The organism is Chryseobacterium sp. SIMBA_038 (assembly GCF_046535115.1).
GTDB lineage: Bacteria > Bacteroidota > Bacteroidia > Flavobacteriales > Weeksellaceae > Chryseobacterium.
In genome coordinates, this window is sequence record NZ_JAWRXH010000003.1 from 156,184 (window position 1) to 167,853 (window position 11,670).

11 protein-coding genes and 1 pseudogene are annotated in these 11,670 nt (G+C 34.2%); 9 read left to right on the forward strand and 3 right to left on the reverse strand.

What is annotated here, in order from left to right; all coding sequences use genetic code 11:
- The first annotated feature begins 19 nt into the window (after positions 1 to 19).
- The 4 genes from efp to SB689_RS11655 all read left to right on the forward strand — a co-directional run bounded on the left by efp (position 20) and on the right by SB689_RS11655 (position 3,344).
- Positions 20 to 586 carry an elongation factor P gene (gene efp, locus SB689_RS11640; protein ID WP_410692317.1) on the forward strand — a complete coding sequence of 189 codons (567 nt, stop codon included), beginning with the start codon at positions 20 to 22 and terminating at the stop codon, positions 584 to 586.
- Positions 587 to 791: 205 nt separating this feature from the next.
- Positions 792 to 1,694 (forward strand): LpxD N-terminal domain-containing protein, encoded by a 903-nt coding sequence (locus SB689_RS11645; RefSeq protein WP_410692318.1) that lies wholly within the window; start codon positions 792 to 794, stop codon positions 1,692 to 1,694.
- A 92-nt stretch (positions 1,695 to 1,786) separates the two neighbouring features.
- Entirely contained in the window at positions 1,787 to 2,659 is an 873-nt protein-coding gene (sucD, locus tag SB689_RS11650) for a succinate--CoA ligase subunit alpha (RefSeq protein WP_054510282.1), read from the forward strand.
- Positions 2,660 to 2,675: 16 nt separating this feature from the next.
- The gene (locus SB689_RS11655) at positions 2,676 to 3,344 is read left to right on the forward strand and encodes a porin family protein (protein ID WP_410692319.1); all 669 of its coding nucleotides are present in this window, start codon (positions 2,676 to 2,678) and stop codon (positions 3,342 to 3,344) included.
- A gap of 87 nt (positions 3,345 to 3,431) precedes the next feature.
- Here the strand turns inward: SB689_RS11655 and SB689_RS11660 are convergent, their stop codons facing one another.
- From SB689_RS11660 to SB689_RS11670, 3 genes are all read right to left on the reverse strand, one after another.
- On the reverse strand, positions 3,432 to 4,742 hold the full coding sequence (locus SB689_RS11660; protein ID WP_410692320.1) for an ABC transporter permease: 1,311 nt from the start codon (positions 4,740 to 4,742) through the stop codon (positions 3,432 to 3,434).
- Positions 4,743 to 4,744: 2 nt separating this feature from the next.
- Positions 4,745 to 5,656, reverse strand: coding sequence for an ABC transporter ATP-binding protein (locus tag SB689_RS11665; protein ID WP_410692321.1), 912 nt, complete (start codon positions 5,654 to 5,656; stop codon positions 4,745 to 4,747).
- Positions 5,657 to 5,763: 107 nt separating this feature from the next.
- Complete coding sequence (locus SB689_RS11670; protein WP_410692322.1) at positions 5,764 to 6,114, reverse strand: T9SS type A sorting domain-containing protein; 351 nt, start codon at positions 6,112 to 6,114, stop codon at positions 5,764 to 5,766.
- Positions 6,115 to 6,233: 119 nt separating this feature from the next.
- Between SB689_RS11670 and hemB the strand changes: the two genes are divergently transcribed.
- The 5 genes and pseudogenes from hemB to SB689_RS11695 all read left to right on the forward strand — a co-directional run bounded on the left by hemB (position 6,234) and on the right by SB689_RS11695 (position 11,659).
- Positions 6,234 to 7,223 carry a porphobilinogen synthase gene (hemB, locus tag SB689_RS11675; RefSeq protein WP_410692323.1) on the forward strand — a complete coding sequence of 330 codons (990 nt, stop codon included), beginning with the start codon at positions 6,234 to 6,236 and terminating at the stop codon, positions 7,221 to 7,223.
- Between the two features lie 171 nt (positions 7,224 to 7,394).
- Positions 7,395 to 8,120 (forward strand): annotated as a pseudogene (gene lptB, locus SB689_RS11680) (LPS export ABC transporter ATP-binding protein); the annotation flags it as partial.
- A 339-nt stretch (positions 8,121 to 8,459) separates the two neighbouring features.
- Entirely contained in the window at positions 8,460 to 8,717 is a 258-nt protein-coding gene (locus SB689_RS11685) for a hypothetical protein (protein ID WP_410692324.1), read from the forward strand.
- A 165-nt stretch (positions 8,718 to 8,882) separates the two neighbouring features.
- Positions 8,883 to 10,610 (forward strand): ABC transporter ATP-binding protein, encoded by a 1,728-nt coding sequence (locus SB689_RS11690; protein ID WP_410692681.1) that lies wholly within the window; start codon positions 8,883 to 8,885, stop codon positions 10,608 to 10,610.
- A gap of 98 nt (positions 10,611 to 10,708) precedes the next feature.
- Positions 10,709 to 11,659 carry a helix-turn-helix transcriptional regulator gene (locus SB689_RS11695; RefSeq protein WP_410692325.1) on the forward strand — a complete coding sequence of 317 codons (951 nt, stop codon included), beginning with the start codon at positions 10,709 to 10,711 and terminating at the stop codon, positions 11,657 to 11,659.
- Positions 11,660 to 11,670 lie beyond the last annotated feature (11 nt).

Genomic DNA, 11,670 nt, shown 5'->3' on the forward strand with positions numbered 1-11,670 from the left:
AAAAGACAATATAAAATTAATGGCAACAAGTAACGATATAAGAAAAGGACTTTGCATTGAATTCAGTAACGATATTTTCAAGGTAGTTGAATTTATGCACGTAAAGCCAGGAAAAGGTCCTGCTTTCGTAAGAACAAAACTAAAGTCAGTAACTAACGGAAAGGTATTGGATAATACGTTTTCTGCAGGTCACAAAATTGATGAGGTAAAAGTAATTACAAGAAAATTCCAATATCTTTATGATGATGAGAATGGTTTCCACTTCATGAACAATGAAGATTTCTCTCAATTATATTTGAACAAAGAAATGATTGAAAACTCTAATCTGATGAAAGCAGGTGAAGAAGTTACTATCATTTTAAAGGAAGCTGATGAGACGCCTTTGTCTGCAGAACTTCCTCAATCTGTTTACTTAGAAGTTATCGAAGCTGATCCGGGAGTAAAAGGAAATACGGCAACGAACGCTCTTAAAAATTCTATTGTTGAAACAGGAGCAAGAGTAATGGTTCCTCTGTTCATTGAAGCAGGAGACAAAATCAAAGTAAGTACAGAAGATGGTTCTTACTTAGAAAGAGTAAAAGAATAATTTTAAATAAAATTTACATAAATTCGGTTTGCACTAGCATTCCGAATTTTGTTTTTGTAAAAACTTTGGAGTCCCGTAGGGACGACTTAACAGAGAATTGGATAAAATCCAATTAAATAAGATCGGAAATAGAACCGAATTTAAAAACCGTGTCAAGGTTTTAAACCTTGACACGGTTGATAAAATTTAAACATCATTTAAAAATATGACGTTTCATCAACCACAAAAACTGAAAACTATTGCTGATCTTATCGGATCAAAATTTGTTGGCTCTGAAGACTTTGAAGTATTAGGAACTAATGAAATTCACATGGTGAGACCGGGCGATATCGTTTTCGTAAACCATCCAAAATATTACGACAAAGCTTTAAATTCAGCAGCGACAATTATTTTAATTGATAAAGAAGTTGAATGTCCGGAAGGCAAAGCATTGTTGGTTTCCGAAGATCCTTTCGGAGATTTTAATAAGATCAATACTCATTTTACGAGAATATATAACTTCACAGAAGAACTTCACGATGTTGAAATAGGAGAGGGTACAAAAATCCATCGTACCGCTGTTATTGGAAATAATGTTAGTATTGGGAAGAATACACTTATTTTTCCGAATGTTGTCATTGGTGACAGAACTGTTATTGGTGACAATGTAGTTATTCAGTCAAACACTGTTTTAGGAGGTGATGCTTTTTATTACAGAAAATTAAACGGAAATTTCGATCGTCTGATCTCTGTAGGAAATGTTGTTATTGAAAACAATGTAGAAATCGGAAACGGATGTACAATTGACAGAGGTGTTACAGATTCTACGGTTATCGGAGAAGGTTCTGTTTTGGATAATCAAATCCAGATCGGTCACGATACTGTTATCGGAAAAAAATGTTTAATTGCTTCACAAGTGGGAATTGCAGGATGTTGTGTGATAGGAAATGAAGTGACACTTTGGGGGCAGGTTGGTATCGCTTCCGGTAATAAAATAGCTGACGGATCTGTATTATTAGGTAAAACCGGAGTTAACAGAGATCTTGAAAAAGGTACTTATATCGGAATGTTTGCGGAAGATTTTAAAACTTATTTGAAAAAAGAGGTAAAACTGAGAAATCTCAAATAAACAATTGTTAAGGTTTTATCTAAAATCAAAGAAAAATAAGTAAATTTGTGAGCATTAATAGAATAATAAAAATAAATTAAAACAACAATAAAATGTCAATTTTAGTAAACAAAGATTCTAAAGTAATTGTACAAGGATTTACAGGTAACGAAGGTACTTTCCACGCAGGTCAGATGATCGAATACGGAACAAACGTAGTAGGTGGTGTTACTCCAGGAAAAGGAGGTAGCGAGCACTTAGGAAAGCCTGTATTTAATACTGTTGCTGATGCTGTTGAAAAAGCTGGAGCAAACGTAAGTATCATTTTTGTACCACCTGCATTTGCTGCAGATGCTATCATGGAAGCTGCTGAAGCTGGAATTAAAGTGATCGTATGTATTACTGAAGGTATTCCTGTAGCAGACATGGTAAAAGTAAAATCTTACATCGCAGACAGAGATTGTAGATTGATCGGACCAAACTGCCCGGGAATCATTACTTCTGAAGAAGCTAAAATTGGTATTATGCCAGGTTTCGTTTTCAAAAAAGGGAAAGTAGGTATCGTTTCAAAATCAGGAACTCTTACGTATGAAGCTGCTGACCAAGTTGTAAAAGCTGGTTTCGGTGTTTCTACGGCTATCGGTATTGGTGGTGACCCAATCATTGGAACTACTACAAGAGAAGCGTTAGAATTATTCATCAACGATCCGGAAACTGAAGCTGTTGTTATGATCGGTGAGATCGGTGGTGGTCTTGAAGCTGAAGCTGCAAGATGGTACAAAGCTAGTGGATCTACTAAGCCGGTTGTAGGATTTATCGCTGGACAAACTGCTCCTAAAGGTAGAACTATGGGACACGCTGGTGCAATCGTAGGTGGTGATGAAGATACTGCTCAGGCAAAAATGGAGATTATGAGAGAAAACGGAATCAACGTTGTAGATTCTCCTGCTGATATCGGTGCAACTGTAGCGAAAATTTTAGCTTAATTATAAAACCCAACATATGAAAAAACTTTTATTAACCTCAGCATTGGTACTTTCTACGTTATCTTTCGCCCAGATCGATTTCAGTAGCACAAGATTCGGTATCACTGCAGGAGGTAATTACGCCAGAGTAAAAAATGCTCACAACCCTTCAGGTCCTAGATTTACGGTTCAGGCCGGAGCTTTAGCTTTAATTCCAATGGGAAAAGAAAACCAGTTTTTCTTACAGCCTGAGGTTTTATATTACGGAGCCGGAGAAACAGGAAAGGATAAGGATGGTAAAGGAAGAGATGGTTATGACGCTGTTTACGCAAATAATTACATCAGTGTTCCTATTTATTTCAAAGGATATTTTTCAGAAGCTGAATCAGAATTCTTTGCAATGGCAGGACCTAGATTTAATTTTTTAATTAGTCAGAAAGTTAAAAACGCTCCTGTAACAAGACCTTATTACGATCCGGACGTTACTGATCCTAGTCTTCCTGGAGTAAACGGTAAAGCAGCAAGCTTTAACTTTGGTGTAGGAATTGGTGTAGGATATAGTTACAAAAGACAGTTAGAATTTGCTTTAAACTATGACTTTGGTATTTCTAATACCTATCCAGGTCTTAAGAATGAGCCATTCGGAAGTACAAAAGGTAAATCTGAACAAGTTCTTAGTGCTAAAATAAGCTACATCTTTGAATAAAAAGATTTCATAAGAAACATAAAAAATCCCGGGAATTTTAATTCTCGGGATTTTTGTTTTATAATTTTTGATATTCAGATGATGATTTTATCCTCTAACCCATTTCCAAAGCTCTTTCAACGTAGCTTTATTTCCATACATCAAAATTCCTACTCTGTAGATTTTTCCTGCAAGGAATATCATGAAAACCGTTGTTCCCAATAATAACACAATCGATAAGGCTAACTGCCAAATAGGAACTCCAAAAGGAATTCTGGCGATCATTGCAACAGGTGATGTGAAAGGGATTATTGATAACCAAAAACCTAATGGTCCGTCAGGATTATTCATTAAAGAAAAACTTCCGTACATTCCCAATGTTAGTGGTAAAATTGCAAATAAGGTGAATTGCTGAGTTTCTGTTTCATTATCAACCGCAGAACCAATTGCTGCATAAATCGAGCTGTAAAAAATATATCCTAAAAGAAAATATATGATAAATACACCGATGATCAAAGGGAAATTAAGCTCCAATAAACTGTGAGAAACCTGAGTTGCAATCTGAGCAATATCCAGTTTACTCATCATTTCTTCATTTCCGCCGGGAATATTTTTTTGTATTGAATTAAAACCTGTATTTAAAACCAACGCTCCGATAACCGACATTGTAATCCAGATAATAAACTGGGTCAAAGCAACCATTGTTACCCCCAAAATTTTACCCATCATCAATTCAAATGGTTTCACAGAAGAGATGATAATTTCCACAACACGGTTGTTTTTTTCCTCTAAAACACTTCTCATCACTCTCACACCATAAATAAGGATAAACATGAACGTAACGTACATTAAAACCATGCTCAATCCCGTTTTCACGCCGAAACTAAGATCAGAATCTTCTTTATTATTTTCTGAAACATTGATTGTTTTTAAAGTAAAACCTTTATCAAGATTATCAAGTTGAGTTTCAGCAATTCCTAATTGTTTGATCTTTTCTTTTTTGATAACATTAGTAATATCAGAAATGATTCTCTGCTTTGTATCAAAACCAATTTTAGAATTAATAACCAACCTTGAATTTTTCTCAAGATCATCATAATTTTGACCGCTCAATTCCGGTAAGATTAAAATCCCGTCTAAAGATTCATTCCCTTTTAAGTTATTGATCTTCGACTTTTCATCAGCCGCAGAAACAAAAACATAATTAAGTTTATCATTTGATTTTAACTGATCTTTGAATAATCCGCTTTTATCAACAACTTCAATAATGCTGTGCGATTCATTAGCCTTAAACATTAATCCGATAACTGCTCCAAAAGCAATGATCATAACAGGAGCCAGTAAAGTTAATATAATGAAGGATTTTTTCTTAACCTGCGTAAGAAATTCCCTTTTTGTAATTAAAAAAATATTATTCATAATTAAGAGTTGTTGCTTACGGCATTAATAAATACTTCATTCATACTTGGAATTTTTTCGTCAAACGATCTCACTTTTCCAACATTTACAAGATCTAAAATAATGTTGTTCTGATCATTTTCATTCTTTAGATCGAAAGAAATCAGATTATTTTCATTGGTATAATTAAAGATCTCGTATTTGTTTTTGAAAATATCAAATTGATGATCACTTACCTCAGAAAGGGTAATTCCGAAGATGTTTTTCTTGAATTTTTCTCTTACGTCGAAGACTCTTCCGTCAATAATTTTTTTAGAATTATTGATCAATGCTACATAATCACACATTTCCTCCACACTTTCCATTCGGTGAGTCGAAAGAATAATAGTTGTTCCGTTATTTTTAAGCTCGATGATTTGGTCTTTGATCAAATTGGCATTCACAGGATCAAAACCAGAGAAGGGTTCATCCAGAATCAAAAGGTGTGGTCTGTGAAGAACAGTTACTACAAACTGAATTTTCTGAGCCATTCCTTTTGAAAGTTCAGACAGTTTTTTCTTCCACCATTGATCGATGTTCAGTTTTTCAAACCATTTTTTTGCTTCACTTAAAGCATCATTTTTGGTCATTCCTTTTAATTCTCCAAAATAAAGGATCTGATCGCCAACGGTCATGTTTTTATACAAACCTCTTTCTTCAGGCATGTAACCGATATCTCTGATATGATTTTGATTAAGCTTTTCTCCGTTAATAAAAACATCTCCGGAATCAGCTTGAGTAATTTGATTGATGATACGAATGAAGGAAGTTTTCCCTGCTCCGTTTGGCCCTAGAAGACCATAAATACTCCCTGTCGGGACATGTATACTGAAGTCATCCAATGCTGTTTTTTTACCTGCATTGTAGGTCTTCGTAATATGTTCAGCTTTTAGCATTAATTTGTTTTTCTATAGTTAGTATAAAAATATCCCGAAAGTTACGGAATAATTGAAACAGAATTAATCTAAAAGAAAAAATCCTGATGATTATCAGGATTTAAATTTTATTGTTTTACGATTTGAGTAACCTTTTGGGTATTATCGCTTAAAATGTAACGAATTAAATATTTTCCGGGTTTCAATTTTTCAATATTGATCTCTCCCGAGTTCATATTTACAGCGTAATTAGCAACTTGTGTACCCAAAATTGAATAAAAAGTTACGCTCTTAACTCTTAAAGAAGAGTCTTTTGCCTTAATGACAAGGAAATCCCTCGCAGGATTCGGATAGGCAACAAGTACACCATCATCTGCTTTTTGCGAAATGGAACCAGGCTCTCTCAGTTGAGCTTTAAAATTGTTGGAAAATCCAACAAAAGTGCCTATAAATAGAAATAAAAGTAAAAGTTTTTTCATCAAATTATAATTTCTCTAGGTATTTCATAACAAAAGTAAATAATTCTATAATCACTTGCAATATTTTTTTATAGAACTTATACTAAATTTGCAGAAACTTATTCAAAAAGTATTCCAAAATGATACATTCAAGAAATAGAAGACTTAGAGTTAATGAATCTATGAGAAGCTTGGTAAGAGAAAGTATCCTTACAACTGACGATTTTGTAATGCCGATCTTCGTAATGGAGGGCGAAAACAAGCAAGAAGCGATCCCGTCGATGCCGGGTATTTTCAGGCGAAGTATAGATTTAACGGTGAAGGAATGTAAGGAATTATTTTCTTTAGGAGTAAAAGCTGTCAATCTGTACATGAAAGTGTCTGATCATTTAAAGGACAACACCGGAAAAGAAGCTTGGAACAAAGATGGTTTAATGCAAAGTACGATTAAAGCGATTAAGGATGCTGTTCCTGCCATGATCGTAATGCCTGATGTTGCTTTAGATCCATATTCAATTTACGGTCACGACGGAATTATTGAAAACGGAAAAATCGTAAATGATGCGACCAACGATGCATTGGCAAGAATGTCTGTGTCACATGCCGAAGCCGGAGCTGACATTGTGGCACCAAGTGACATGATGGATGGAAGAGTGTTAACAATTCGTGAGGCTTTGGAAGACAGCGGATTTACAGATGTTGGAATTTTAAGCTATTCTGCAAAATATGCAAGTTCTTTTTATGGACCGTTCAGAAGTGCTTTAGACAGTGCTCCGACAGATGATGTAGAAATTCCAAAGGATAAAAAGACCTATCAGATGGATTTTCATAACTCTCGTGAAGCATTAAATGAAGTTTTTAAAGATATTGAAGAAGGTGCAGATATCATTATGATCAAACCGGGACTTCCTTATCTTGATATTGTTTCTAAAGTTCGCGAAGCTATTGATCTTCCGATTGCCGTTTATAATGTAAGTGGTGAATATGCAATGGTAAAAGCTGCAGCTCAAAACGGTTGGCTGGATAACGATAAAACGATTATCGAAAGCTTAACATGCTTCAAAAGAGCAGGAGCAGACATGATTTTTACTTATTTTGCTAAAGAAGCTGCGATTCTTTTAAATAAATAATCAAAAGTAATTATATAAGAAAAACACCTCAATTTGAGGTGTTTTTTTATGAAATATCTAACAACTGTGCAATCCTAAGCCCGTCGAAACATTTATTAAAAAAATCATAAAACTTTTGAACACAATCTTTAATCTAAAATTTGAATTCAAAAAAACTTTATCTTTGCCACTATGATTTTACGAGGAGAAAACTTAATCAAAGAATACGGTCCAAAAAAAGTTGTAAAAGGCGTTTCTGTACAGGTTCAGCAGGGAGAAATTGTTGGTTTACTTGGTCCGAACGGAGCAGGGAAAACCACATCGTTTTATATGATTGTTGGTTTGGTTAAGCCCACTTCAGGAAAAATTTTCTTAGAAAACCAGGAAATTACAACCGATGCAATGTACCGCAGAGCGCAAAAAGGAATCGGATATCTGGCTCAGGAAGCATCGGTTTTCAGAAAACTTTCGGTGGAAGAAAATATTATGGGAGTTTTACAGTTGACCAACCTTTCAAAACGCGAACAGCAGATGAAATGCGACGAATTGGTTGAAGAATTTTCATTACAGCATGTCCGTAAAAACAGAGGTGATCTTCTTTCGGGAGGAGAAAGACGTAGAACGGAAATCGCGCGTTGTTTGGCAACAAGTCCGAATTTTATCCTTTTGGATGAGCCATTTGCGGGGGTTGACCCGATTGCTGTTGAAGATATTCAGAAGATCGTAAGAAGCTTGGTTGATAAAAACATCGGAATTTTAATTACGGATCACAACGTTCAGCAAACTCTGGCGATTACCAATAAAACATACATTATGTTCGAAGGAAAGATCCTAAAAGAAGGACTTCCCGAAGAACTAGCCAATGATCCGCAGGTAAGAGAAGCTTATCTTGGTGAAAACTTCGTTTATCAGAGTATTTTAGACAAACCGAAAAAGAAAACCTACGCTTACAATATTTGGGCAGGAAATTTCGATTCAAAATCTCAGTTTCAAGGTTTTGTTGATGAAAACTTTGCTCAATTTGATGATTTGAGATTAATGTATGGTTTTGAAGATATCAGCTTTGCATCATTAGCAAATTCTGAAATTGAACACATTTTCAATGATGTTGTGGATAAAAATGCAAATAATTCTTTTGTTTTCCAGAGGAAAGAAATTAATTCTCAATATTCTTTAGAACAGGCAAAAGTCGAATCTCAGGAGGCAAGTAAATCAGAATTGCATTATCTTACAACTTATATTTACGCGGGATAATTAATGACTGATAATTCAAATATTGACAAAGATTTTAATATAGGAACGAAAGTTTTTCTTGATAATGAATATGGAGTTATAATTGATTTAAAAATACATGAACTCTCAACAGTAATTCGTTGGGATACTCCAAAAGAAAATGATATTGAAGATTGGTGTTCAATGTGGCAACCTTTTTTTGATATAGGAGGAAAAATTATAAATCAAAATCATCAATTTAAATACATCAATGATGATGGAAGTTTAAAAGATAAAATTTAAAATCGAGCAATCATTTGCTGAAAAATATAATAAAACGTACCTTTTCTCTTTGAAACGGTGCGTTTTTTAGTTAAAATAATTCCTATGGCAAAACCTTTTAACAGAACAGTTACTTTATTTGGAATTTATCAACAATTGGTTCCTTTTATTAAGCCTTATCGCTTAATGATTTACGGGACTTTACTTCTTACTTTTTTAGGAGCTTTCGCAGCGCAGGTGAACCCACTTGTTTTGAAATATACCGTTGATGAGGTTACAAAACTGACGCATTTGCCTCATCCAATGTCTGAGGGAATTCATGTTTTAGTCATCATTTCCATTATTTTACTCGGAAAAGAATTATTAAATATTTTCATCAATTTCGGGCAGAAATTTTATGGTGAAAAAATTAGAATTAATGTAAGTTCGGTTTTGGCGCAATCAGCAATTGATAAGATTCTGACCTATCGGGTTGCTTATTTTAACGATGAAAACCACGAGTCCGGAAAACTACAGATCAGAATAGACAGAGGAATTGAAAGTCTGACAAAATTAGTTCAAAACTTTTTTATCGACATGTTACCGTTATTTTCCAACGCGTTTATTGCATTGATTATCATGTATATGCAAAATGTTTATGTTGGATTGGTTTCTACGATCATTGTTCCTATTTATTTTTATATCAGTTCATTACAGGCAAAAAAATTGGGCGGAGTTCGTCGACAATTAAGAAATCAACGTGAGCAGAAAACCTCAGGTTTATTGAATTTGATCAATTCCATCATGGTGATCAAAAGTTTTGTCCGTGAAAAATTTGAAGGCAAAAAACAATACGACTTGCAGATGCAGTTAATGGAAAGTCAGATGTTCACACGAAAAACTAACTTTATTTATGATGGTTTAAAGACCTTTATTGAGCAGTTTGGGGTGGTTTTAATTATTCTTTTAACGGTTTATCTGGTGTTGGATCAGCAGATGACAATTGGTGCAATCATGCTTCATATCATGCTTTTCAACAATGTTTCGGCTCCGATTCGTCAGTTGCACAGAATTTATGATGATATGAATGATGCAATGATTTATGCGGAAGGTTATTTTGATATTTTAAATGCAGACGACGAAAAAGAACAAAATGGAACTTTTGTAGAAAATAAAATTATCGGAAATTTTGAATTAAAAAATGTCAACTTCTCATATCCAAACGGAACACAGGCTTTACATGATGTTTCCATGAAAATTGAAAATGGTAAAACAACCGCTTTGGTTGGTCTGAGTGGAGCCGGAAAATCAACAATCATTAATCTTTTATGTAAATTTTATCTTCCGAATTCCGGAGAAATTTTATTGGATAATGTTAGTTTAAATGAGTTTGATAATACTTTTCTGAGAGATGATCTAGGTTTGGTTCTTCAAAAAAACCACATTTTTCAGGGAAGTATTGAAGATAATATTCGATATGGAGATATGAATGCAAGTTTTGAAGAAATTCAGGAAGCTGCAAAAAAGGCGTACTTGCATGAACAGATTTTAGATTTACCACAGCAATATCAGCACGATGCAACCCAGCTTTCAGGAGGTCAGCAACAGAGAATTGCCATTGCAAGATTATTTTTGAAAAACCCTCCGATTATTTTCCTTGATGAACCTACTGCAAGCTTAGATGCAATCGCAACAGAACAGATCAAAAATTCTTTGGATGCTATAAAAGAAGGGAGAACTGTGATTATTATTTCACATTCTTTATCTCAAATTTTAGATTCAGATAAAATTTATGTGATGAAAAAAGGTAGAGTAGTCGAAAGCGGAACTCACAATGAATTGGTGCAAACCAATGGAACTTACCGCGAGATTTTTGATGCCTCCGCAAGAAGTTTAAATCTTGATAAACTGATGAATACTTTTAAAGATAATTAATTTTAGGAATTAGGAATTAGGAATTAGGAATTAGGAATTAGGAATTAGGAATTATTTTCGCTAAAAACACTAAAAACACTAAAACGCTCAAAACCTCAATGAACGACCATTACCTGAAAAAACTCGATCGAGTTACTGCTATTCTCACTCAATTACAATCAAAACCGATTGTCAGAGCGCAAGATCTAGCTGCTAAATTTGACGTCAGCGTCAGAACGATTTACCGTGATGTAAAAACGCTAGAAAATGCCGGAATTCCAATTATTGGTGAAGCGGGAAGCGGTTATTCTTTGATGGACGGCTACAAACTTCCGCCTGTAATGTTCACAAAAGAAGAGGTTTTGAGCTTTATTACAGCAGAAAAACTGATGCAGAAATTTTTACATCAAAGTTTAGGAAATCATTATCAAACGGCCATGGAAAAAGTGCGTTCTGTATTAAAATATTCGGATAGAAATTTAATTCAGAATATTGAAAAACAGATTGATGTTTATAATTATCATCCAAAAACAGTGGATAATATTCAAAATATCATTCCGATTATTCTGGAAAGTATCGCAGAAAAAAAGCAGATAACTTTAGAATATGCAACTGTGGATTCCAAAGTTTCTATGCGAACGATTGAAGTTGTTGGTGTCTTTTTTGAGTTCAATTATTGGTATATTATGGCTTTTTGTACGTTGCGAAATGATTTCAGACAGTTTAGAGTCGACAGGATTTTACAGATTTTTAAAACTCAAAATCCTTTCCTGCAGGAATATGGTCAGATCAACGATTACAGACAAAATCCGAACGGAAATAAAACTAAAGTCAGACTTTTGGTTGATAAAAAAATTATCGGACATCTCAGTAATTCAAAAAAATATTATGGATTGATTGATGAGGTTGAAAGAGAAAATGGAGTAGAACTAATCTTCGAAACCGATTGGATCAAAGATGGATTTCCACGTTGGTTGATTACTTTTGCTGATTATGCAGAAGTTCTGGAGCCTGAATCTTTGAAAGTAAGCCTTAAAGAATTGGTCATCAAAATTTCAAATAAGATTTAAAAATATTTTAA